Below are 23,468 nucleotides of genomic sequence, written 5' to 3'. Positions count from 1 at the left end.
TCCTAACAGTTGATCTCGACGTCCCCGACGGGTACGGAGATGCACAGCTGGATCTCTTCGTTCTCTTCGCTCAGCAGCTCGCCGGACTTGGCGTTGCGCACCGTGCCCCGGGTCTTGACCTGGGTGCACGAGAAGCAGATGCCCATCCGGCAGCCGTGTTCCGGGCGCAGGCCCGCGGTCTCGGCCTGTTCGAGCAGCGGACGGCCGGAGTTCTCGACCTCCCGGCCGCTGTGGGCGAACCGGACCTGCCCGGTCGCGCTCCCGGTGTCGAACGTCAACTCCGGCGGGGTGAACTCTTCGGTGTGCAATCGTTCACTCAAGCCTTCGGCCGCGTACAGCTCGCGGACCGGGTCCATCAACTGCTTCGGCCCGCAGAGGTAGCTCTCGGCGGTGTCGTACCAGGGTGCGGCGGTCTTCAGGTGTTCCAGGGAGAAGTACTCGCCGTCATCCGTATAGCCCAGCACGACGCGCAAGTTGGGCCGTTCGAGTGCCGCGAGCTCGTCGCGGTGGAGCACGTCGTCGGCGCTGTTGGCGTAGTGCAGGAACACGACTTCGCCGTCGTGGCCCTCGTCGGCGAGCGTGCGCAGCATCGACAGCACGGGGGTGATCCCGCTGCCGCCGCTGATGAGCACGAGCCGTTCCGGGCGCGGGTGGGGCAGGGTGAACGTGCCGTCCGGCTGGGACAGCCCGAGCACGAGACCCGGCCGCGCGTGCGTGTGCAGATGCCGTGAGACGAGGCCCTGCGGGTCGGCCTTGACGGTCAGTTCGAGCCCGTCGTGGTGCTGCGAACCGGTGGGTGAGTAACACCGGGTGCGCCGCACGCCGTCGATGTCGACGGTGAGCCGCACGTACTGGCCGGCCGTGAATCCCCGCCAGGCCCGGCTGGGCCGCAGCGTCAGCGTCACGGTGTCGGTCGTCTGCCTGCGCACGGCGGTGACCACCCCGCGCAGGTCGCGCCGGACCAGCATCGGGTCGACCAGCTCGAGGTACCGGTCCATGCCGTGCGGGGTGAGCAGTGCTTCGGCGAGCGAGGCCAGCTTGCCCATCGGTCCTCCAACAGTGAACATCTGTACACTCAAGGATGAGGGCAGCGGAGCCAGGACGCAAGGTGAGGTGGCCTACATGATGGCCGGACGTACGCTGAGCCCTGTGACCGCGGAACCGATCACGCGCCACGAGCGCAAGGAACGAACCAGGCGCGCGCTGCTGGACTCGGCGCTGGGCCTGCTGGCCGACCGCGGCTTCGGCAGCCTCAGCCTTCGCGAGGTCACCAAGCAGGCCGGCATCGTGCCGACGGCGTTCTACCGGCACTTCGCCTCGATGGACGAGCTGGGCGTGGCGCTGGTCGAGGAGTCGATGCGCACCCTGCGCGACATGATCCGCTCGGTGCGCCGCGAGCCACGCGCGTCGGCCGACCTCATCCGGGTCTCGGTCCGCACGCTCTACGAGCACGTCCGTGCACACGAGGACCACTTCCGCTTCCTCACCCGCGAGCGCTACGGGGGCACCGGCGCCGTGGCGCGGGCCGTCGCGATCGAGCTCAGGCTGTTCGCCAGCGAGCTCGCCGTGGACCTGGCCCGGTTCCCCTACCTGCGGCACTGGTCGACCGAGGACCTGCACATGATGGCCGACCTCATCGTCACCGCGATGCAGGCGACCGTGCTGGAGCTGATCGAGGCGCGCCCGCGGGACGCCGGGACCGACGAGCGCATCGTCCGGACGGCGGAAAAACGCCTCCGCCTCATCCTGCTCGGTGTCCCGAACTGGCACAGCGAGACTTGACGCCGCTTCCCGGTGGCCCTTTGCTGATAGAACTGGCATGATCGCCCGTCCTCAGCGAGGAGGTGGTGCACCGTGGTCGAGACCGTGCCGTTGTCGGTCGGCGTCGTCCGCGAATCGTTACCGGGTGAGCGGCGCGTCGCGCTCGTGCCCAAGCTGGTCGAACGGCTGGTGGGGCGCAAGCTGCGGGTGCTCGTCGAGTCCGGGGCAGGTGAGGGCGTGCTGCTGGCGGACGAGGTGTTCGAGCAGGCGGGCGCGGAGATGGGCGACGCCTGGAGCGCCGACATCGTGCTCAAGGTCGCGCCACCCACACCCGCCGAGGTGAGCCGGCTCAAGAAGGGCAGCGTCCTGATCGGCTTCCTCAAGCCGCTGTCCGATGTGGACGCCACCGCCGCGCTCGACAAGGCGGGGGTGACGTCCTTCGCGATGGAGTCGATCCCGCGCATCACGCGAGCCCAGGCCATGGACGCGCTGTCCTCGCAGAGCAGCGTCGCCGGTTATCGATCGGTGCTGCTCGCCGCCGAGCGGCTGACCAGGTTCTTCCCCATGCTCACCACGGCCGCCGGCACCATGCCACCCGCGAAGGTGCTCGTCCTCGGCGCCGGTGTCGCGGGGCTGCAGGCGCTGGCGACCGCGAAGCGACTCGGCTCGCGGCCCACCGGGTACGACGTGCGGCCCGAGGTCGCCGAGCAGGTGCGCTCGGTCGGCGCGAGCTGGCTGGACCTCGGGATCGAAGCGGTCGGCGAAGGCGGGTACGCCCGGGAGCTGACCGAGGACGAACGCGCCGAGCAGCAACGCAGGCTCACCGAGGCGACGACGAAGTTCGACGTCGTCATCACCACCGCGCTGGTGCCCGGCCGCAGGGCGCCCACGCTCGTCACCGCCGAAGCCGTCCGCGGGATGCCGGCGGGCGGGGTGGTGGTCGACCTGGCCGGTGAGTCCGGCGGCAACTGCGAGCTGACCGAACCGGGCAAGGAGGTCGTCGCGCACGACGTCACGATCTGCTCGCCGCTGAACCTGGCCGCGGAGATGCCCGGCCACGCCAGCGAGCTCTACGCGCGGAACCTGACCGAACTGGTCGAGCTGCTGGTGGACGCCGACGGCAGGCTCGCCCTCGACTTCTCGGACGAGATCGTGGCCGGCGCGTGCGTCGCCGGCCGGGAGAGGGGAGAGTCCTGATGCTCGTGGAAAGCCTGGCGGTGCTCGTGCTCGCCGGATTCGTGGGCTTCGCGGTGATCTCCAAGGTGCCCAACACCTTGCACACGCCGCTGATGTCGGGCACCAATGCCATTCACGGCATCGTGCTGCTGGGCGGGCTGATCGTGCTCGGCCTCGGCGCCGACGGGGTGCTCAACAAGATCCTGCTGGTGATCGCCATCGCGTTCGGCACGATCAACGTCGTCGGCGGGTTCCTGGTCACCGACCGGATGCTCGCGATGTTCAAGGGCCGCAAGAAGGACGAGGGCGATGACTGATCTCATCAACGTCCTCTACATCGTCGCGTTCGCGTTGTTCATCTACGGCCTGATGGGGCTGACCGGGCCGCGCACGGCGGTGCGCGGCAACTGGATCGCCGCGGTCGGCATGGTCATCGCCGTCGTCGCGACCCTGCTGACGCCCGGGATGAGCAACTGGGTCCTGATCGCGCTCGGCATCGTGCTCGGCGCGCTCGTCGGCGTGCCCGCGGCCCGCAAGGTCAAGATGACCGCGATGCCGCAGATGGTCGCGTTGTTCAACGGGGTCGGCGGTGGCGCGGTCGCGCTCATCGCGTGGGTCGAGTTCCGCACCACCGACGGTTACTCGGGCGAGCCGGTGTACATCGCGATCGCCTCGCTGTTCGCCGCGCTCATCGGTTCCATCTCGTTCTGGGGCTCGCTCGTCGCGTTCGGCAAGTTGCAGGAGATCCTGCCGGGACGGCCGATCACGTTGCGGCAGCTGCAACAGCCGGCGAACATCGTGCTGCTGCTCGCCGCCGTCGGCTGCGCGGTCGCGGTGATCGCGGGCGCGGACGCCGAGATCCTGATGATCGTGCTGCTGCTGGCCGCCGCGGTGCTCGGCCTGATGGTGGTGCTCCCGATCGGCGGCGCGGACATGCCCGTCGTCATCTCACTGCTCAACGCCTGCACCGGGTTGTCCGCCGCCGCGATGGGCCTCGCGCTCGACAACACCGCGTTGATCGTGGCCGGCATGATCGTCGGCGCGTCGGGCTCGATCCTGACCAACCTCATGGCGAAGGCCATGAACCGCTCGATCCCGGCGATCGTCGCGGGCGGGTTCGGCGGCACGACCGCGGTGGCTTCCAGTACGAAGGAGGCCCGGCCGGTGCGCAGCACGACCGCGGCCGACACGGCGATCCAGATGGCGTACGCGAGCCAGGTCGTCGTCGTGCCGGGTTACGGCATGGCGGTGGCACAGGCGCAGCACGCGGTGCGGGAAATGGCGCAGCTGCTGGAAGCCAAGGGAATCACGGTCGCGTATGCGATTCATCCCGTGGCCGGCCGGATGCCGGGGCACATGAACGTCCTGCTCGCCGAAGCCGATGTGCCGTACGAGCAGCTGAAGGAAATGGACGAGATCAATTCGGAGTTCCCGCAGACCGACGTGGCGCTGGTGATCGGGGCGAACGACGTGACGAATCCCGCCGCCCGCACCGACGCGAGCTCCCCGATCTACGGAATGCCGATCCTCGACGTGAGCGCGAGCCGTTCGGTCATCGTCCTGAAGCGCTCGATGAGCTCGGGATTCGCGGGGATCGACAACGACCTGTTCTACGAATCCAAGACGAGCATGCTCTTCGGCGATGCCAAGGCCTCGGTCGGCGAGATCGTCGAGGAGCTGAAGAGCCTCTGACCTCGGGCTTTCCCACCGGAGCGGCTCCGGTGGGAAAGCCGCTGCTACTCCGCGGCGTTGGAGAACACCACGGGCGGCGCCTTCCGGGCGGGCCGGCGGGGCGCCTTCTCGGCGGACGTCGGCTTCTTGGCCGCGGGCTTCTTCGCGGTGGCCTTCGAACCGGACTGCTTCGCGGCGGCGGGCTTGGCGGCCGCCGATTTCGTCGTGCTCGATTTCGCCGCGGCCGTTTTGGCGGCTGCCGGTTTCGCGGCCGCCGTTTTCGCGGGAGCGGTTTTCTTCGCCGCCGTGCTCTTCGCCGCGGTGGCCTTCTTCGCGGCCGCCGGCTTCGTTTTGCCCGCGGCCGTTTTGGCAGGCGCGGACTTCTGCGCGGTGGCGGTTTTCGCCGCTGCCGCGGTTTTCGTGGTGGCCCCCTTGCGGGTGGCCGGCGCCTTCGGCGTTTCCGCCGTTTTCGCCGCCGCCGCACGGGAAGCGGCCGGCTTCTTGCGGCCCCGGGTGGGCGGCGCGAGGCGGCGCGGCTGGCGCTTGCGGCCACCGGTGCGCCGGCCGTGCTGCACATACCGCGCCAGGGTCTCCCGCAGGCTTTCGGCGTTGTCATCGGAGAGATCGATGTCGTAGTCGACACCGTCCAGGCCGAACCGGACCTGCTCCTGGGCCGGCTCGCCGTTCAGGTCGTCCAGTAGCTGCACTGCGGTGTTCTTGGCCACCGAAACCTCCTGTACTCGAATACTGCGGTGAGAATACCTCCCCCACTTGCGCCGTGCGCCTGCCTGGTGTGCGCTGAGCGGATGACCGAAGAGACTTACGACGTGGTGGTGATCGGCGGCGGCCCGGTAGGGGAGAACGCGGCCGACCGGGCCGTGCGGGGCGGGCTCAAAACGGCGCTGGTGGACCACGAACGGTTCGGCGGCGAGTGCTCGTTCTGGGCCTGCATTCCGAGCAAAGCCTTGTTACGCCCGGGAAACGCGCTCGCCGCCGCGCGGCGGCTGCCCGGCGTGCCGGTGGGCGGCGCGCTCGACCCCGCCGCGGTCTTCGAGCGCCGGGACGCCTTCATCCACAACGGCGACGACTCGAGCCAGGTCGAGTGGGCACAGGGTGCGGGCATCGACGTCGTACGCGGGCACGCCCGGATCACGGGTGAGCGAGAGGTCACAGTGGACGCTGACCGTGTGCTGCGCGCGCGGCACGCCGTCGTGGTGTGCACGGGCAGTGTGCCGAAGACTCCGGACATTCCGGGGCTGAACGAGATCCCGGTGTGGGGTTCGCGTGAAGCGACGTCCGCGAGCGAAGTGCCACGGCGTCTCGGGGTGCTCGGCGGTGGTGTCGTCGGGGTCGAGATGGCGCAGGCGTGGGCGCGGCTCGGCGCGGAGGTCCAGCTCATCGTCGCCGGTGCCCGCCCGCTGCCGCATTACCCCGACTTCGCGGGCGACCTGGTCGCCGACGGGCTGCGGGAGGACGGCGTGCGGGTGCACCTGGACTCGGGGCTCATGAAGGCTTCCGAAGTGGACGGAGGGGCCCGTTTGGAGCTGAAGGGCGGCGAGCCGCTCACGGTGGACAAGCTGCTCGTCGCCACCGGCCGCCGCCCGACCACCGACGACATCGGCCTGGAGTCCGTCGGGCTGAAGCCGGGATCGGCCCTCACCGTCGACGACACCGGCGTGGTGTCCGATGTGGACGGTGACTGGCTGTACGCGGCCGGTGACGTGACGGGCCGCGCCCCGCTGACGCACCAGGGCAAGTACGCCGCCCGCGCCGTCGGCGACGTGATCGCGGCGAAGGCGGCGGGCAGGCCGGTCGACGACTCGCCGTGGAGCCAGTACACCAGCACCGCCGACCACTACGCGGTGCCGCAGGTGGTGTTCACCGATCCGGAGGTGGCGTCGGTCGGGGTCGCGGCGCCGGAGGACGGCAAGCCGCACCGGGCGGTGGACATCGACATCGCGGTGGCGGGTTCGGCGCTGCACGCGGACGGCTACCAGGGCAAGGCGCGGATGGTGGTGGACACCGAGCGCGAGGTGCTGGTGGGCGTCACGTTCGTCGGCCAGGACGTCGCGGACCTGCTCCACTCGGCGACGATCGCCGTGGTGGGCGAGGTCCCGCTGCGCCGCCTGTGGCACGCGGTCCCGGCCTTCCCGACGATCAGCGAGGTGTGGCTGCGCCTGCTCGAGACCTACGGGCTTTGACCTACGGGGTCTAGGGAATCCGCGCTGTCGCTCCGGCGTGCGCCGCGCGCAGGAGCGACGGGTCGTCGGCGGTCGAGGGCTGGTCGAACCACGCGGCCAGCACCAGCCGCACCTCGGTCCCGCTCGCCGCGCTGACGTACGCCGCCGTGCCGTCGAAATGCGGGGTGCGGGCCCATTTCCCGGTCTCGCCCGCGAGATCGGTCACGCCCCCGCCGCCCGGGGTGTCCGCGGCCTTCTTGAACGCGGACGCGGCCGTCGAGTCGGCGAACGTCACCATCGCGATCGAGACCGCGGCCAGCCTGCCGTCCACCGTCGCCTCGAAGCTGCCGCGCCGCATGGTGACGCACGCGGTCCGCTGCAGGCTCGCCTGCAGATCGCCGACGGCGTGCGCGGCGCAATTGCCGTCCGTCGCCGCGGCACGTTCGATCAGCGGGATCCCGTCGACGACCTGTGGCGGTGGCGCGGGCGCGCCTTCCGGGTCCCCACCGCTCGTGGTCGCCAGCACGATCGCCGTCACCAGCAACACCGCCAGCAGGCCGATCGCGGCGAGTGGCAGCCACCGCACCGTCCGCGGGTTCCCCATCGCCGGGGCGCGCACCGGCACGGCCGCCGTGATGCGGGGGACCGGGGTGGTCATCTCGATCGGCGCCGGTGGCGGGGGCGTCTTCGGCCGCGGCCATGGGGGTGACGGCGGCGCCATCTTCTCGGTCTTCTCCGACGCCGCCATCGACGGCACGAGCTTGTCCGTCGTCTCCGGCGTCGCAAGCTTTTCGGCCGTCTGTTCGACGATCACGCCGAAGCCCTCCGCCGCCAGGATCTCGTCCGAGAGCGGCGGGGCTTCCGGGGCGAGCGCCTTGAGGAGCAGGCGCGCCTCCTCGACCGAACACGGCTTCGGCGCGGCGGCGAGCGAGACGGTGGCGGCGAGCATGTGGGTCGCGGTCGGATGCAGCACCCGCACCGGGCCGCTGACGTCGGCAGGCGGCTGGTCGACCTCGTCGACGAACGGGCCCACCGCGAGGATCGTGCCGATCGGCAGCTCGGCCGGCACCTTCGGGCGCAGGTGCCGGGTGATCGACTCGGCGAGCGCGAGCTTCGGCGTCGCCGGGTTCACCGCTTTGTCCGGCCCCGGCAGCGGCCAGCCGTCGGCCTTCCACGGCCCGGCCAGCGGCGCCTCCAGCCGCATCGCGGGCTCGGGCAGGTCGACCCCGAGCACGACGAGCACCCCGCGGGGCAGTACGACGACGGCGTCCACGCTGCGGACCGACGGGATCGGCCGCGCCCCCACCAGCGCCACCCCGCCGACCACCGTGGCGCCCCTGCCGAGCGAGGCCAGCGCCGCGCGGATGTCCTCGGCGACCCGAGACGGCTGTTGCCCGAGGCGGACGAGCCGCACCTGAACCTCCCCTGACGGTGGCTGCTGGGTGCCTACGCTAGCGCGCGGTCATCGGCGGTTGGACCAGCAGTGTGAAAATCCTGTCCAGTAACCCTGCGTTCGTCATCGAGAGTGACCGTCGTCACTCTTTGGTGTGCTACTCGTTAGTAGGTCGGCTGTTCGTCCGAGCTGAGGAGAAGCCGATGCACTGGAGCGCCCCAAGACGGAAACGGTCGTCCGCGATCGCCGCCGCCGTGCTCGTCCTGCCCATGATCACGCTGACCCCGGCCGCCGCCGCGCAGGCCGCGCCGGCGCCCGTCTCCGCCACCCTGGGCAGCCTGTTGTCCACGGTGGCGGACTCGGCCCAGCTGACCACGCTGGTGCACGCGACCGACGTGGGTACCGCCGAACGAGCGGTCAAGCAGGCCGGCCTGACCGAGATCACGAGGTTCGCCAAGATCGGCGTGGTCGCCGCGAAGGGCTCGCCCGCCCAGGTCGGGGCCGCGCGCCGGATCGCGGGCGTCACCTACGTCGAGAACAACGACCCGCTCGTCACCTACGGCAGCACCGGGACGACCGCCACCCGCAGCGCCGAGGCCCGGACGACCCTCACCGGTGCCAACGGCACGGCACTCGACGGCAGCGGCGTCTCGGTCGCCATCATCGACACCGGGGTCGACCCGACACATCCGGCGTTCCAGTCGGACGGCAGGACGCGCGTGGTGCGCAACCTCAAGAGCCTGTGCGCGGACGGCAGCACGGACACCTCGTGCGTCGTCGACGTGCCGACCTCGCTCGACACCGACACCACCTCCCTCGGCGGGCACGGCACGCACGTCACCGGCATCGCCGCGGGCAACGCGCTGACCCTGCCCGACGGCACGAAGGTCGGCGGCTCGGCGCCCGGTTCGAAGATCGTCGCCATCTCGACCGGGCTGGCGATCCTCGTGCTCGGCACCGACGCCGCGCTGAACTGGGTGCTGGAGAACCACAACGCACCGTGCGGCGCGGGTGTCCCGGCGTCGACCTGCCCGCCGATCAAGGTGATCAACAACTCCTACGGCCCGAGCGGCGGTGGCAGCTTCGACCCGGGCTCGGCGACCGTGCAGTTGCAGCGCGCGCTCGCCGCCGAGGGCGTGGTCACCGTGTGGGCCAACGGGAACGACGGCGGCGACGGCTCGGCGAACCTGTCCAACCCGCCCGGCCAGGACCCGACGCCCGGCGTGCTCTCGGTGGCGTCCTACAACGACCAGGGCACCGGCACCCGCGACGGCACGGTCTCGGACTTCTCCTCGCGCGGGCTCGCGACCGACCCGTCGAGCTGGCCCGACGTCTCGGCGCCGGGGGAGAACATCCTGTCCTCGTGCCGGCCGTACCTGGTCATCTGCGCGCAGGGGCTGCAGCCGGAGAACGGGCCGGGCGCGCTCGACCTCGGGACCTACAACGTGATCAGCGGGACGTCCATGGCCACCCCGCAGATCACCGGGATCGTCGCCCAGCTGTTCCAGGCGGACCCGGCCGCCACCCCCGGTGACATCGAGAACGCCATCAAGTCCACGGCGTACGAATACTCGAACGGCGCCCCGTACCAGACCGTCGGTCCCTACACTTCCAGCTACGACAAGGGAACCGGTCTGGTCGACACCGTCGCCGCGGCCCGCTCCCTCGGCGCGACCGGATAACTGCCCGGAAGGGCATCCCCGCGCAGCCGGGGATGCCCTTCCCGGAAGTGATGCCTGCGACGCCTGAGGTTCGTGTGGCCAAATGGGTGATCGCAGTGCACAATGTGCTAAGCCACGCCACGAGTGGATGGCCGCCGAGGCTCGCGAGGTCGTAGGGGAAGACGCCCCTCGTCGAGTAGCGGAGGTCAGCAGTGAGCACCCGTGGAAACACCCGTGGTGTGGTGTACGTCCACTCGTCGCCGTCTGCGGTGTGCCCGCACGTCGAGTGGGCTATTTCGGGCACCCTGGGAACCCGAGTGGATCTGAAGTGGACGGCGCAGCCCGCCGCGCCAGGACAGCTCCGCGCGGAATGCAACTGGAGCGCGCCCGCCGGCACCGCGGCGAAGCTCGCCGCCGGACTGAAGGCGTGGCCCATGCTGCGCTTCGAGGTCACGGAGGACCCGAGCCCCGGTGTCGACGGCGAGCGGTACTGCTACGCGCCCGGCCTCGGCCTGTGGCACGGGCGAACCAGTGCCAACGGCGACATCGTGGTAGGGGAGGACCAACTGCGTGCCCTGGTGAGCCGGGCACGCGCGGGCGAGGCCTTCGCGCACCGGGTCGACGAGCTGCTGGCCACCAACTGGGACGAGGCCCTCGAACCGTTCCGGCACGCCGGCGACGGCGCCCCGGTGACCTGGCTGCACAGGGTCGGCTGAATCGCGCGCAACGCGTCCGTGGAAGGGCGGAGGCCGGCGGGTTGACGCCGGGCGGCCGGCAGGTGTCGCGCGATCGGGCACCGGTCGGCCGGTTGTGCCGCGCGAGATCACCGCAAGCATTACGCTGCGTGTGTGTCAGCTGTGCCGGCCTCGTCGAGCCCTCACCGCTGGCTGCTGCCCGTCGTGATCGTGGTCGTCTCGCTGATGGTCGGCGGCGGGCTGCTGGCCAGGGAGCTGTACCGGGTGCCCGACCCGCAGCCGGACGCGATCCTCGCCCTGCCCAGCTCCACCGCGCGCCCGCTCGCGCAGCAGCCGGGCCCCGGCTCGGTGGAGCTCACCCCCGACGCGGCCGCGCATCCCCAGCACGAGGTGATCCGCCAGCTGCTGCAGGCCTACTTCGACTCGATCAACAGCCGCGACTACGAGCAGTGGAAGACCACGGTCACCAAGGCCAGGATCCAGGCGAAGTCACGCCCGGCCTGGCTGCAGGACTACCGGTCCACGAAGGACGGCAGCATCCTCGTCTACCGGATCGACGCGGTGTCCGACAAGGACCTGCGGGTGCTGCTCGGCTTCACCAGCGTGCAGGACGCGGCGGACGCGCCGGAGACGCTGCCGGGTGCCTCGTGCGTGCGCTGGAAGCTCACGTTGCCGGTCACCGTCGAGTCCGGGCACTGGAAGGTCGACACCGTCGCCGGGTACACGACCCCCGAGAACGCCCGCTGCTGAACCGGCCGCGGCGGACACGTGGCCCGCAGCGGCCGGTGCCTTACGCGGCGGTGAACAGCAGGGCGGTGTTGTGGCCGCCGAAGCCGAACGAGTTGCTGATCGCGACGGTGTACTCGCCCTTGCGCGGCTCGCCGGACACCACGTCGAGCTCGACCTTCGGGTCGAGGTTCGTCAGGTTCAGCGTCGCCGGGACGATGCCGTGGTACATCGCCAGCAGCGTCGCGATGCCCTCGACCGCGCCCGCGCCGCCGACAAGGTGACCCAGCGCGCCCTTCGGCGCGGTCACCACCGGGTGCGAGCCGATCGCCTTGCGGATCGCGTTGGCCTCGCCGATGTCGCCGACCACCGTGGCGGTGGCGTGCGCGTTGACGTGCTGGACGTCCTGTGCGGTCAGCCCGGCCATCTCGATCGCGTGCGTCATGGCCGCGACCTGGCCGATGCCCTCGGGGTGGTTGCCGGTGATGTGGTAGGCGTCGGAAGTGATCCCGTAGCCGGCGAGCCGGCCGTAGATCTTGGCGCCGCGCGCCTTTGCGCGGTCGGCACGCTCCAGGACGACCACGCCCGCGCCCTCGCCGAGGACGAACCCGTCGCGGTCGGTGTCGAACGGCCGCGACGCGTGCGCCGGGTCGTCGTTGTTCGTGGAAACGGTCCGGGCCTGGGCGAACCCGGCGATGGTGATGGGGTGGATGCAGGACTCCGTGCCACCCGCGACCACCACGTCGGCCCGGCCGTTCTGGATCATCTGGAAGCCGTTGGCGATGCCCTCCGCACCGGAGGCACACGCCGACGCGGGCGAGTGCACTCCGGCGCGGGCCTTCAGGTCGATCGAGACCTGAGCGGCGGGGCCGTTGGGCATCAGCATGGGCACGGTCAGCGGCGACACCTTGCGGATGCCGTGCTCCTCCAGCAGGTCGTCCTGCGACAGCAGGGTGAGCGGGCCGCCGATCCCGGTGCCGATGGACACGCCGAGCCGCTCGGGCTCGACATCGCTGTGCTCGTCCGTGGGCTCCGTGAAACCGGCGTCCGCCCAAGCCTGCCGCGCCGCGATGAGAGCGATCTGCTCACACCGGTCCAGCCTGCGTGCCTGCACACGCGGAAGCGTCTCCGTCGGTTCCTCGGCGAGAGTCGCACCGATCTTCACCGGCAGGTCGAACCGCTCGACCCAGTCGGCCTCGATGCGGCGGATGCCGCTGCGGCCGGCGAGCAGTCCGTCCCAGGTGGACGCGACGTCCCCGCCGAGCGGCGTGGTCGCACCCAGCCCGGTGATCACGACGTCGATGTTGCTCATGTGAACTCTCCCGAGGAATCGTGTTCGGAGAATGCTTACTTCGAGTTGGCCGCGACGTAGTCGACGGCGTCACCCACGGTCTTGAGGTTGGCGAGCTCGTCGTCCGGGATCTTGACCCCGAACTTGTCCTCCGCCTGCACGGCGATCTCGACCATCGACAGCGAGTCGATGTCCAGGTCGTCCACGAACGACTTCTCCGAGCTCACGTCGTCCTGCGCGACACCGGCGACCTCTTCCACGATCTCGGCGAGGCCGGCGAGGATCTCTTCTTTGTCCGCCACTGTTGGTTTCCCTTTCTGGTTTTCGGGGTCTTCGTACCCCGGCGGACGGGCGCCCGCCGGGGTAAGTGGTATCACGGGCAGATGACGACCTGTCCGGCGTAGGACAGTCCGGCGCCGAAACCGACCATGAGCAGGACGTCACCGCTGTGCACGGTGCCCGCCTTGCGCATGTGGTCCAGCGCCAGCGGGATCGAGGCCGAGGACGTGTTGCCCGAGTACCGGATGTCGTCGGCGACGACCATGTCCTCGCGGGCGCCCTTGACGCGAAGCTTCTTCGCGATCGCCTCGACGATGCGCAGGTTGGCCTGGTGCGGGATCAGCACGTCCACTTCGGACGGTTCGACCCCGGCCAGCTCCAGCGCCTTGAGCGCGATCGGCGCGATCCGGGTGGTCGCCCAGCGGAAGACCGCCTGGCCCTCCTGGAAGATGTAGCGGTGCTCGCGCATGTAGATCGTCTCGGCCAGGTCACCTGCGCTGCCCCAGGCCACCGGGCCGATACCGGGCGTGTCGGACGGGCCGACCACCGCGGCACCCGCGCCGTCGGCGAAGATGATCGCGTTCGAGCGGTCGACCGGGTCCACCACGTCGGTGAGCTTCTCGGCGCCGATCACCAGCACCTTGCCGGCCGAGCCCGCCCGGATGAGGTCCGAGGCGACGCCGAGGCCGTAGCAGAACCCGGCGCAGGCGGCGTTGAGGTCGAACGCACCGGCGGCGGTGATCCCGATCCGGTCGGCCACCTGTGCTGCCGCGTTCGGGATCGGCGAGGGCATCGTGCAGTTCGGCACGATCACGGTGTCCACTTCGGACACGTCCACGCCCGCGTCGGCGAGCGCGTTGCGCCCCGCTGCCACGGCCATGTCGACCAGCAGCTCGTCCTTCTCGGCGAACCGGCGCTCGATGATGCCCACCCGGTCACGGATCCACTGGTCGGTGGTCTCCATGGTCTGGGACAGGTCGTCGTTGGTGACGATCCGCTCGGGCTGGTAGCTGCCCACACCCAGCACGCGGGTGGCGGTCGGGCCCTGCGTCAGGCGCAGCGTTGTCACAGAACCTCCTTGGCGGCCGCGAGATCGGCCGGCGTCTTCAACGCGACAGTCCTGGTGACGGTGCCCTTGAGCTGGCGCTTGACCAGTCCGGTGAGCGTGCCGGCGGGCGGCAGCTCGACGGTCCCGGTGACGCCGAGGCCGACCAGGCCGTCCATCGTCAGGTCCCAGCGCACGGGGCGGGTCACCTGCTTGACCAACCGTTCGAGGTACTCGGCGCCGCTGGTGACGATCGCGCCGTCGGCGTTGGACAGCAGCGGGCGGGTCGGGTCGTTCGGGGTGATGGCCGCCGCGTGGGCGCGCAGCGCGTCCTCGGCCGGGGCCATGTACTTGGTGTGGAAGGCGCCCGCGACCTTGAGCGCGCGCACCTTCGTGCCCTCCAGGGGCGCGGCGACGATCCGGTCGATGGCGTCCGCGGCGCCCGAGGCGACGATCTGGCCGGCGCCGTTGCGGTTCGCGGCCGTCAGCCCGTGCTCCTCCAGCCAGGTCACGACCTGCTCCGGCTCGCCGAGCATGACCGCGGCCATGCTGGTCGGCTCGTCCGCGCAGGCCTTGGCCATCTCGGCGCCGCGGACGGCGGCGAGCGCGACGGCGTCCTCGGCCGACAGCACGCCGGCGATGGCGGCGGCGGCCAGCTCCCCGACCGAGTGCCCGGCGACGGGCGCGTCGGCCGGCACGTTCTCCAGCTCCTCGAAGACCAGCAGCGACAGCGCGACGATCAGCGGCTGGGTGATCGCGGTGTCCTGGATCGTCTCGGCGTCGGCCTCCGTGCCCAGGTGCACGAGGTCGAGGCCGGCGCGCTCGGACCAGCGGCGCAGCTTGTCGCGGGTGCCGTCGAGCTCGAGCCAGGGAGCGAACATGCCGGGGGCCTGGGATCCCTGTCCGGGGGCGAGGAGAGCTGTCACGTCTTCCAGGGAACACGGTCGCTCGCCATGGTCGGGATGCTGCGGGTCACCAAGTCCACGCGGGGATTTTGTAGGAAGCCTCCAAAGATGGCGGCCAGATGAACTTCTGTAACGGGAATGTCTTGTATGGTTCGGGCAGTGGGGGACGTGAGTTGCCTCACCACAGCCCGCGGGCGCGGGCGAGTCTGCCGACCATCAGGGCGATGCGCAGGACCAGCGCGTCACGCGGGTCCGTCGGGTTGCGGCCGGTCAGCTCGGTCGCGCGGCGGAGCCGGTAGCGGACGGTGTTGGGGTGCACGAACAGCGTCTTCGCGCAGGTCTCGAGCACGCCGCCGGACTCCAGGTACGCCTCGACCGTGCGCAGCACGGTGGAGCCGGCGTCCTCGAGCGGCTGGGCGATCTCCTCGATGAGCAGGCGTTCGGCCTCGGCGTCGCCGGACAGGGCGCGTTCGGGCAGCAGGTCGGCGGAGCGGACCGGGCGCGGCGCCTCGGGCCAGCCGACGACGGCCCGCAGCCCGGACAGGGCCTCGGCCGCGCTGCGGTGGGCGTCGCCAAGGCTCTCGACGGTCGGCCCGGCGACGACCGGCCCCTCCCCGAAGGCGACGGCGAGCTTGCCGAGGCCTTCTTCGGGTCCGCCCGCGACGACGATGAGCCGGGAGCCCTGGACGCTCAGCAGGACCGGCCGGGTGAGCCGGGCGGCGATCCGGCGCACCTCGAACACCACCGCCGGCGGGTCGTCGGAGGAGGGGCGCCCGGCGAAGACGGTGGCCCTCGCGGCCGGGTCCCAGCCGAGTGCGGCGGCGCGGGAGAGGACCGATTCCTCGGCGTCGCCACGGACGATCCCGTCGACGACGAGGGCTTCGAGGCGGGCGTCCCAGGCGCCGCGCGCCTCGGCCGCGGCTGCGTAGGAGTTCGCGGTGGCGAAGGCGATCTCGCGGCCGTAGCGGAGGATGCCCTCGATGAGGGCCGCGCGCTCGGCGTCGGTGGCGGCGAACTCGGGCAGTTCGTCCTCGAAGACCTCGATGGCCATCCGGACGAGGCCGACGGCCTGGCGGAGGCTGACCCAGCGGGAGAGCTCCTGGGGGGCGCTGCGGAAGGCCTCGCTGGTGAGCTTGAGGGCCTCCTGGGAGTCGCGCAGCCAGTCGACGAACCCGGCGGCGCCGGTCTGGGTGATCATCAGGACGCTGGCGCGCTGGTCGGCGGGCAGCCGGGTGAACCAGGGCAGTCGCTGTTCCATCGCGACGACGCTCGCGGACGCCAGCCGCCCGGACGCCCGGTCGAGGCGGCGCAGCGTCTTCGCGGAGAGCCCGTGGTGCTTGGCCTGCCGCGGGTGCGCCGCAGCCCGGCTGTTCGTCTGGGTCATGGTGCGGTCATCGTAAGCCGGACGGCCCCAGCGAGGGCCCCAGCGGCCGTCCGATGCCCTTCCGGCGATGCGCGCAGCGCGAGGCATGCTGGTTCCCGATCACCGGAACCACGCCGGGTCGGGAGGAGCTCGCACCGCGGGGGTTTGGGGGGCTCGGCCCCCCAAGCGATACGCGGCCGACGCCCTCCAGCTAAGCGCGCCAGCGCGAGCAGGAGGGCGGATATGCGAGGCCGCCCGGCGGATCCCGCCGGGCGGCCTCATCTCCCCGGTCCCCACCGGTAGGTCCACTATGGACCTTGTCGATCTTCCTCCGCCACCCCTCTCACCCAATCGTGCGGCGGGGAAAATCCCTGCTACACACCGTGGGGAATCACCGGCGCCCCGGGCGGTGTTGAGATCGATGTGAACTTCCTTCTGGAGCACGGACTGACCGTTTTCGGGCAGTGGATCTCGATCGCCGAGCTCGTCGGGCAGATCTGTGCGCTCGCGGTGGTGTTCCTCGCCGAGCGTCGAACGTTGTGGACGTGGCCGGTGCAGGTCGGCGCGACCGTCCTGCTGTTCGCCGTCTACACGTCCGCGCACCTGGGTGGTCTGGCCTCCCGGCAGGTCGCGATCCTGCTCATCTCGCTTTACGGCTGGTGGGCGTGGGCGCGCCGCAAGGACCCGGTGTACGGCGTGGTCGTGCGCAAGGGCCGGCTCGTGGAACGGCTGGTGATGACCGGGGTCTTCGCGGCCGGCACCGTCGCGATGGCGCTGCTGCTGGACGCGCTCAACGCGTCGTGGGCGCCATGGCCGGACGCCGCGATCTTCATCGGCACCCTCGTCGCGTTCGGTGCGCAGGGGCTGGGGCTGGTCGAGTTCTGGCTGGTGTGGCTGGCTGTCGACGCGATCGGCGTGCCGTTGCAGATCGCCTCCGGGCTGTACTTCTCCGCGGCGATCTACCTCGTGTTCGCGGTGCTGGTGATCCACGGCTGGTGGAGCTGGAACCGCTCCGCCCAGCGCGCGCGGGCGGAGGTCACGGCAGCATCCAGCTGAGGATCGTGCTCTGCCCGGCCACGATCAGGCACATCACCAGCAGCAGGCCGACGCTCCACGGCAGCACCTTCCGCAGCAGGCTGCCCTCCTCGCCGGGCAGCTGGACCGCGGCGCAGGCGATGCTCAGGTTCTGCGGCGAGATCATCTTGCCGAGCACGCCGCCGGAGCTGTTGGCCGAAGCGAGCAGCTCGGGCGAGAGCCCGGCCTGGTGCGCGGCGGTGACCTGCAACGCGCCGAACAACGCGTTGGCCGAGGTGTCCGAGCCTGAGACGGCGACGCCGAACCAGCCCAGCACCGGGGACAGGAACGCCAGCGCCGCCCCGGCGCCGGCGATGAGATAGCCGATCGTCGTGGTCTGGCCGGACAGGTTCATCACGTACGCGAGCGCCAGCACGCTCGTGACGGTCAGGATCGCGAAGCGCAGCTCGTGCACCGTCGCGCCCCATTCCCGCACCGAGTCCCGGGCCGGGACGCGAAGCGCGACGACCGTCAGGATCCCGGCGATGAGCACCAGCGTGCCGCCGGTGTTGAGGAACGGCAGCGAGAACGTGTTGCCCGACACGGGTTTGCCGTTGGATGCGGCGACATCGAGGCCCGCCCAGTGGAACTTCCAGGTCGCCGCGTCCAGCAGCCGCTTGACCGGCGGCACCTGGCCGAGCGAGAAGATCACGATGATCAGCAGGTACGGCAGGTAGGCGCGGACGATCTCGCCGCGGTCCTCCGGCCGGTCCAGGGTTTCGGTCGCGACACCGGTGAGCACCGACGCGCGGACCTCCTGGCGGGCGGGCTTGCGTGTCGCGGGCAGCAGGACCAGCGCTCCCGCGCCCGCCAGTGCGGCGGCGATGTCGGCCAGCTGCGCCGAGACGAAGTTCGAGGCCGCGAACTGCACCACGCCGAACGCGATGCCGCAGACCAGCGCGGGCACCCACGTCTCCCGCAGGCCGCGCCTGCCGTCGATGATGATCACCAGCAGCAGTGGCACGAACAGCGCCAGCAGCGGCGTCTGCCGCCCGACGATCGAGGACACGGTGTCCAGCGGGATGCCGGTGACCTGCGCGAGCGTCACGACCGGGGTGCCCATCGCGCCGAACGCGACCGGCGCGGTGTTGGCGACGAGGGCGAGCACGGCCGCGCGGACCGGCGTGAAGCCGAGTGCGACGAGCATGACCGAGCTGATCGCGACCGGCGCGCCGAAGCCGGCGAGCGCCTCCATCAGCGCGCCGAAGCAGAACGCGATCAGCAGGCCCTGGATGCGCGGGTCGTCGGAGACGCGGCCGAACGACCGCCGGAGCACGTCGAAATGGCCGGTGCGAACGGTGATCCGGTAGATCCACAGCGCGTTGACGACGATCCACATGATCGGGAACAGGCCGAACGCCGCGCCCTGCAGGCCGCTGGAGATCGCCTGGACGACGGGCGTCTGGTACACCGCGATCGCGACGACGAGGGCGACCAGGAGGCCCAGGAGCGCGGCGTGGTGCGCCTTCATCCGGATGCCGCCCAGCAGCACCAGCACCGTCGCGAGGGGAAGGACCGCGACGAGTGCCGAGAGGCCGAGCGACCCGGCGAGCGGGGCGAGCTCCTGCACGAACATGCCGACCTCGTTTCCACCATGCGGAACTCGTTTTCCGTGTGGCTTCGAGATGATCAGCAGTGGGCCGGGTCCCGTCAAGCGAGCTGTTCCACTGGTTGATACGTGCCCGGGGAGGCTGCCTCAGGCGGCGGGATTCAACGGTTCGGCCCGGTTGACGTCATTCGCCGAACCGCAGCGTTGCGAACCGGGGAGGGCGGTCCCGGCGTCATGCCCGCTCCTTGGTCGGCGCGCCCGCGACCCGGTCAGCAGGCCCGTCCACGGGCTGCGGCTTCCGGCCGGGTACCGGGCCGTGGCGCGCTCGTACTTCCGCGATCCGGCGGGGTAGCACCTGCGTGCCCTCGGCGACGAGGGTTTCCTCGGTCCAGTAGACGTCGTCCAGGTGCAGTCACAGCGCGAACTCGTCGAGCGTCAGCGCCGCCCCGGCCCCGAACAGCCCGGCGACCAGCTCGACCGGCACCAGCGCTCCTCGGGGATCGGTGATCCCGAGCGTCCCTCGCGTCAGGTAGGGGCGAAAGACCCGGTCCGGCGGCGGTGGACCGTCAGCGCAGGACCGCGTGGCCGGGGCGCAGGGCGTCGATCGTGCGGACGCCGAGCAGCTGCATCGTCCGCACGATCTCCGTGCGCAGGATGTCCACACAGCGCTGTACCCCGCGCTCCCCGCCGGCCATCAGCCCGTACAGGTACGCCCGCCCGACCAGACAGGTCGTGGCGCCCTGCGCCAGGGCCGCGACGATGTCGCCGCCGGAGAGGATGCCCGTGTCGAGCCACACCTCGGCGTCGCCGCCCAGCGCGTCCAGCGACGGGCGCAGCAGCTCGAGCGGGGTCGGCGCGCGGTCGAGCTGGCGGCCGCCGTGGTTGGACAACACCACGGCGTCCGCCCCGTGCTTGACGACGTCCCGCGCGTCGTCCGGGTTCTGGATGCCCTTCACCACGAGCTTGCCCGGCCAGCTTTCGCGAACCCAGTCCAGGTCGTCGAAGCTCAGCGTCGGGTCGAACAGCTTGTTGATCAGCTCCTGCACCGTGCCGCCCCACGCGTCGAGCGAGGCGAACCGCAGCTGCTCGGTGCTCAGCAGGTTGAACCACCACGCCGGATGCGTCGCGCCGTCGAGGAACGTGCGCAGGGTCAGTGTCGGCGGGATCGTCAGGCCGTTGCGCACGTCGCGCATCCGGGCCCCGCCCACCGGCGTGTCGACGGTCAGCAGCAGCGTGTCGTAGCCGGACTCGTGCGCCCGTTGCATCAGGTCCTGGCCCGCGGCGTGATCGCGCCACACGTACAGCTGGAACCACCGGCGTGCCTCCGGCGCGGCGGCGGCCACGTCCTCGATCGACGTCGTGCCCATCGTCGACAGCGAGACCGGAATGCCCTCCCGCTGCGCGACCCGAGCCACCGCGCGCTCGCCCTCGTGGTGCATCATCCGGGTGAACCCGGTGGGCGCGAACGCGAACGGCAGCGCGGACCGCTTGCCGAGCACCGTGACGCTGGTGTCGACGTCGGCGACGCCGCGGAGCACGTTGGGGTGGAACTCGACGTTCCGGAAGGCCTGGCGCGCCCGGCGCAGGCTGTCCTCGAGCTCGGCGGCGCCGTCGGTGTAGTCGAACACCGCCCGTGGTGTGCGCAGCCTGGCGATGGTGCGCAGATCGGCGATCGTGTGCGCGTTGCCGAGCCTGCGTTCGGTCGGGTTCAGCACGAGGGGCTTCGGCCGCAGGATCTGCTTCAGCTCGCCGACCTTCGGGGCCCGCCTCTTCGTCACGATCACATCCCTTTCGACGTGTGTGGGGCGTCCACCACGGACGCCCCACACACGGTACGGGCTGTTACGCGTTACCCGATTCCGACAGCTGCGGGCCGGCGGCCGTCACGTCGTCGATCCGGTACTTCTTGGCGGCCTCCACGACCTTCGACTGGTCGACCTCGCCACGGCGGGCGAGGCCGGTCAGCGTCGCGACCACGATCGACTCGGCGTCCACCAGGAAGTGGCGCCGCGCCGCGGGCCGGGTGTCGGAGAAGCCGAACCCGTCGGTGCCCAGCGTGATCATGTCGGTGGGCACCCACGGGCGGATCAGGTCCGGCACCGCGCGCATCCAGTCCGACACCGCCACCACCGGGCCGCCGGCGTCCCGCAGGGCCTGCGTCACGTACGGCACGCGCGGCTCGTCGGCCGGGTGCAGCAGGTTGTCGCGGTCGACCTCGACGGCCTCCCGGCGCAGCTCCGACCACGAGGTGGCCGACCACACCGCGGCCCGCACACCCCACTCCTCGGCCAGCAGCCGCTGCGCCTTGAGCGCGTCCGGCATGGTCACACCCGAGACCAGGATCTGCGCCCGTGGGCCGTCCCCGGCCGGGGCCTCGGCGTAGCGGTACAGGCCCTTGAGCAGGCCGTCCACGTCGAGGTTCTCGGGCTCGGCCGGCTGCTGGTAGGGCTCGTTGTAGATCGTCACGTAGTAGAAGACGTTCTCGCCGTTGCCCTCCGGGCCGGTCTCGCCGTACATCCGGCGCAGACCCTCCCGGACGATGTGCGCGATCTCGAACGACCAAGCCGGGTCGTAGGCCACCACGGCCGGGTTGGTGTGCGCCAGCAGCAGCGAGTGCCCGTCGGCGTGCTGCAGGCCCTCACCGGTCAGGGTCGTGCGGCCCGCGGTGGCGCCGAGCACGAAGCCACGGGCCATCTGGTCCGCCGCCGCGTACAGGCCGTCGCCGGTGCGCTGGAACCCGAACATCGAGTAGAAGATGTAGATCGGGATCATCGGCTCGCCGTGCGTGGCGTAGGACGTGCCCACGGCGGTGAACGACGACGTGGACCCCGCCTCGTTGATGCCCTCGTGCAGCAGCTGGCCGTGCTCGGACTCCTTGTACGCCAGCATCAGGTTGGCGTCGACCGAGGTGTAGGTCTGGCCCTGCGGGTTGTAGATCTTGGCCGTCGGGAACATCGAGTCGAGGCCGAAAGTGCGGGCCTCGTCCGGGATGATCGGCACGATCCGCGAGCCGATCTCCTTGTCCTTGGCCAGCTCCCGGACCAGCCGGACGAACGCCATCGTGGTGGCGACCTCCTGCTTGCCGGAGCCCTTGCGGACGGCCTCGTAGACCTTGTCGCCGGGCAGCACGAGCGCCTTGGCCCGGTTGGCGCGGCGCTCGGGCAGGAACCCGCCGAGCGTGCGGCGGCGGCCGATCATGTACTCGATCTCCGGCGAGCTCTTGCCGGGGTGGTAGTACGGCGGCAGCTTCGGGTCGCGCTCGAGCTCCTCGTCGCTGATCGGGATGCGCTGCGAGTCGCGGAACAGCTTCAGGTCGTCGAGCGTGAGCTTCTTCATCTGGTGCGTGGCGTTGCGGCCCTCGAACGCCGGGCCCAGGCCGTAGCCCTTGATGGTGTGGGCCAGGACCACCGTCGGCTGGCCGTGGTGCTCCATCGCCGCCTTGTACGCCGCGTACACCTTGCGGTAGTCGTGGCCGCCGCGCTTGAGGTTCCAGATGTCGGCGTCGGAGAGGTCCTTGACCAGGTCCTTCGTCCGCGGGTCGCGGCCGAAGAAGTGCTCGCGGACGTAGGCGCCGTCGTTGGCCTTGTAGGTCTGGTAGTCACCGTCCGGGGTGACGTTCATCAGGTTGACCAGCGCGCCGTCGCGGTCGGCGTGCAGCAGCGAGTCCCACTCGCGGCCCCAGATCACCTTGATGACGTTCCAGCCCGCGCCCCGGAAGTAGGCCTCGAGCTCCTGGATGATCTTGCCGTTGCCGCGGACCGGGCCGTCGAGGCGCTGCAGGTTGCAGTTGATGACGAAGGTCAGGTTGTCCAGGCCCTCGCCTGCCGCCACGTGGATCAGGCCCCGCGACTCCGGCTCGTCCATCTCGCCGTCGCCGAGGAACGCCCACACGTGCTGGTCGTCGGTGTCCTTGATGCCGCGGTCGCGCAGGTAGCGGTTGAACCGGGCCTGGTAGATCGCGTTCATCGGGCCGAGGCCCATGGACACGGTCGGGTACTCCCAGAAGTCCTGCATGAGCCGCGGATGCGGGTACGACGGCAGGCCGCCGCCCTCGCCGGCGTGCGAGTGCTCCTGGCGGAACCCGTCCAGCTGCCGCGCGCTCAGCCTGCCCTCGAGGAAGGCGCGGGCGTAGATGCCGGGCGAGGCGTGGCCCTGGATGAAGATCTGGTCGCCGCCGCCGGAGTGGTCCTTGCCCCGGAAGAAGTGGTTGAAGCCGACCTCGTAGAGGGCGGCCGAGGAGGCATACGTGGAGATGTGGCCGCCGACGCCGACCCCGGGCCGCTGGGCCCGGTGCACCATGATCGCGGCGTTCCACCGGATGTACGCGCGGTAGCGGCGCTCGAGCTCCTCGTCGCCGGGGAACCACGGCTCGTTCTCGGTGGGGATGGTGTTCACGTAGTCCGTGGCCGTCAGCGGGGGGACGCCGACGTTGCGCTCACGGGCTCGTTCCAGGATCCGCAACATCAGGTAGCGCGCCCGCTGGTGTCCGCCGCGGGCGAGCGCCTCGTCGAAGGAGTCCAGCCATTCGGCGGTCTCCTCCGGGTCGATGTCAGGAAGGTGCGCGGCCAATCCGTCGCGGATGACGCGTACCCGCGCCGGCGCCTGCTGGGTGCCGGCGTCCGCGCGTGCGGCCTGGTCGTTTCGGGGGGCCAAGGGATCTCCTCGCCAATTGTCACTTCGCGTGTCAGTGCACGGCCGG

20 protein-coding genes are annotated in these 23,468 nt (G+C 70.9%); 9 read left to right on the top strand and 11 right to left on the bottom strand.

Annotation, left to right across the window (positions count from 1 at the left end):
- Positions 1-2: 2 nt before the first annotated feature.
- The gene (locus LWP59_RS31140) at positions 3-1,046 is read right to left on the bottom strand and encodes a ferredoxin reductase (protein ID WP_144635043.1); all 1,044 of its coding nucleotides are present in this window, start codon (positions 1,044-1,046) and stop codon (positions 3-5) included.
- A 76-nt stretch (positions 1,047-1,122) separates the two neighbouring features.
- Between LWP59_RS31140 and LWP59_RS31135 the strand changes: the two genes are divergently transcribed.
- From LWP59_RS31135 to LWP59_RS31120, 4 genes are all read left to right on the top strand, one after another.
- Positions 1,123-1,782 carry a TetR family transcriptional regulator gene (locus LWP59_RS31135; RefSeq protein WP_144635040.1) on the top strand — a complete coding sequence of 220 codons (660 nt, stop codon included), beginning with the start codon at positions 1,123-1,125 and terminating at the stop codon, positions 1,780-1,782.
- 72 nt (positions 1,783-1,854) lie between these two features.
- Positions 1,855-2,958 carry an NAD(P) transhydrogenase subunit alpha gene (locus LWP59_RS31130; protein WP_144635037.1) on the top strand — a complete coding sequence of 368 codons (1,104 nt, stop codon included), beginning with the start codon at positions 1,855-1,857 and terminating at the stop codon, positions 2,956-2,958.
- Positions 2,958-3,254: an NAD(P) transhydrogenase subunit alpha gene (locus LWP59_RS31125; protein ID WP_144635034.1), complete on the top strand. Its 297-nt coding sequence runs from the start codon at positions 2,958-2,960 to the stop codon at positions 3,252-3,254. Before LWP59_RS31130 ends, LWP59_RS31125 begins: the two co-directional genes overlap by 1 nt.
- Positions 3,247-4,629, top strand: a complete 1,383-nt coding sequence (locus tag LWP59_RS31120; protein WP_144635032.1) for an NAD(P)(+) transhydrogenase (Re/Si-specific) subunit beta — start codon at positions 3,247-3,249, stop codon at positions 4,627-4,629. Before LWP59_RS31125 ends, LWP59_RS31120 begins: the two co-directional genes overlap by 8 nt.
- Before the next feature lie 44 nt (positions 4,630-4,673).
- Here the strand turns inward: LWP59_RS31120 and LWP59_RS31115 are convergent, their stop codons facing one another.
- Positions 4,674-5,333, bottom strand: coding sequence for a histone-like nucleoid-structuring protein Lsr2 (locus LWP59_RS31115; protein WP_186383095.1), 660 nt, complete (start codon positions 5,331-5,333; stop codon positions 4,674-4,676).
- An 81-nt stretch (positions 5,334-5,414) separates the two neighbouring features.
- Here LWP59_RS31115 and LWP59_RS31110 point away from each other — a divergent pair, with 81 nt between their 5' ends.
- On the top strand, positions 5,415-6,809 hold the full coding sequence (locus LWP59_RS31110) for a dihydrolipoyl dehydrogenase family protein (protein ID WP_144635029.1): 1,395 nt from the start codon (positions 5,415-5,417) through the stop codon (positions 6,807-6,809).
- A 10-nt stretch (positions 6,810-6,819) separates the two neighbouring features.
- On the opposite strand, the gene LWP59_RS31105 is transcribed toward LWP59_RS31110, so the two are convergent.
- Positions 6,820-8,202: a hypothetical protein gene (locus LWP59_RS31105; protein ID WP_144635026.1), complete on the bottom strand. Its 1,383-nt coding sequence runs from the start codon at positions 8,200-8,202 to the stop codon at positions 6,820-6,822.
- 182 nt (positions 8,203-8,384) lie between these two features.
- On the opposite strand from LWP59_RS31105, the gene LWP59_RS31100 reads away from it, so the two are divergent.
- From LWP59_RS31100 to LWP59_RS31090, 3 genes are all read left to right on the top strand, one after another.
- Positions 8,385-9,863, top strand: coding sequence for a S8 family peptidase (locus tag LWP59_RS31100; RefSeq protein WP_144635023.1), 1,479 nt, complete (start codon positions 8,385-8,387; stop codon positions 9,861-9,863).
- Positions 9,864-10,054: 191 nt separating this feature from the next.
- Positions 10,055-10,558, top strand: a complete 504-nt coding sequence (locus LWP59_RS31095) for a DUF3145 domain-containing protein (RefSeq protein WP_144635020.1) — start codon at positions 10,055-10,057, stop codon at positions 10,556-10,558.
- A 132-nt stretch (positions 10,559-10,690) separates the two neighbouring features.
- Entirely contained in the window at positions 10,691-11,287 is a 597-nt protein-coding gene (locus tag LWP59_RS31090; protein ID WP_229857792.1) for a hypothetical protein, read from the top strand.
- Between the two features lie 40 nt (positions 11,288-11,327).
- Here LWP59_RS31090 and LWP59_RS31085 read toward each other — a convergent pair whose 3' ends face one another.
- The 5 genes from LWP59_RS31085 to LWP59_RS31065 form a co-directional block, all read right to left on the bottom strand.
- Complete coding sequence (locus LWP59_RS31085; protein WP_144635017.1) at positions 11,328-12,575, bottom strand: beta-ketoacyl-[acyl-carrier-protein] synthase family protein; 1,248 nt, start codon at positions 12,573-12,575, stop codon at positions 11,328-11,330.
- A 35-nt stretch (positions 12,576-12,610) separates the two neighbouring features.
- A complete protein-coding gene (locus LWP59_RS31080; protein ID WP_139099344.1) occupies positions 12,611-12,856 on the bottom strand; it encodes an acyl carrier protein in 246 nt (81 codons plus the stop codon).
- Between the two features lie 71 nt (positions 12,857-12,927).
- Entirely contained in the window at positions 12,928-13,902 is a 975-nt protein-coding gene (locus LWP59_RS31075; RefSeq protein WP_144635014.1) for a beta-ketoacyl-ACP synthase III, read from the bottom strand.
- Complete coding sequence (locus LWP59_RS31070; RefSeq protein WP_308431747.1) at positions 13,899-14,813, bottom strand: ACP S-malonyltransferase; 915 nt, start codon at positions 14,811-14,813, stop codon at positions 13,899-13,901. The genes LWP59_RS31075 and LWP59_RS31070 overlap by 4 nt, the downstream gene beginning before the upstream one ends.
- 148 nt (positions 14,814-14,961) lie before the next feature.
- On the bottom strand, positions 14,962-16,167 hold the full coding sequence (locus LWP59_RS31065) for a PucR family transcriptional regulator (protein ID WP_144635007.1): 1,206 nt from the start codon (positions 16,165-16,167) through the stop codon (positions 14,962-14,964).
- Between the two features lie 402 nt (positions 16,168-16,569).
- On the opposite strand from LWP59_RS31065, the gene LWP59_RS31060 reads away from it, so the two are divergent.
- Complete coding sequence (locus LWP59_RS31060) at positions 16,570-17,202, top strand: nicotinamide mononucleotide transporter family protein (RefSeq protein ID WP_144635003.1); 633 nt, start codon at positions 16,570-16,572, stop codon at positions 17,200-17,202.
- Here LWP59_RS31060 and LWP59_RS31055 read toward each other — a convergent pair.
- The 3 genes from LWP59_RS31055 to aceE all read right to left on the bottom strand — a co-directional run bounded on the left by LWP59_RS31055 (position 17,183) and on the right by aceE (position 23,422).
- A complete protein-coding gene (locus tag LWP59_RS31055) occupies positions 17,183-18,796 on the bottom strand; it encodes an L-lactate permease (RefSeq protein WP_144635001.1) in 1,614 nt (537 codons plus the stop codon). The two genes, LWP59_RS31060 and LWP59_RS31055, sit on opposite strands and share 20 nt — an antisense overlap.
- Before the next feature lie 539 nt (positions 18,797-19,335).
- The gene (locus LWP59_RS31050) at positions 19,336-20,547 is read right to left on the bottom strand and encodes an alpha-hydroxy acid oxidase (protein ID WP_144634999.1); all 1,212 of its coding nucleotides are present in this window, start codon (positions 20,545-20,547) and stop codon (positions 19,336-19,338) included.
- Positions 20,548-20,611: 64 nt separating this feature from the next.
- The gene (gene aceE / locus LWP59_RS31045; RefSeq protein ID WP_144634997.1) at positions 20,612-23,422 is read right to left on the bottom strand and encodes a pyruvate dehydrogenase (acetyl-transferring), homodimeric type; all 2,811 of its coding nucleotides are present in this window, start codon (positions 23,420-23,422) and stop codon (positions 20,612-20,614) included.
- Positions 23,423-23,468: the final 46 nt, after the last annotated feature.

The organism is Amycolatopsis acidiphila (genome assembly GCF_021391495.1).
Lineage (GTDB): Bacteria > Actinomycetota > Actinomycetes > Mycobacteriales > Pseudonocardiaceae > Amycolatopsis_E > Amycolatopsis_E acidiphila.
This window is presented reverse-complemented; position numbering and strand designations above follow the sequence as displayed.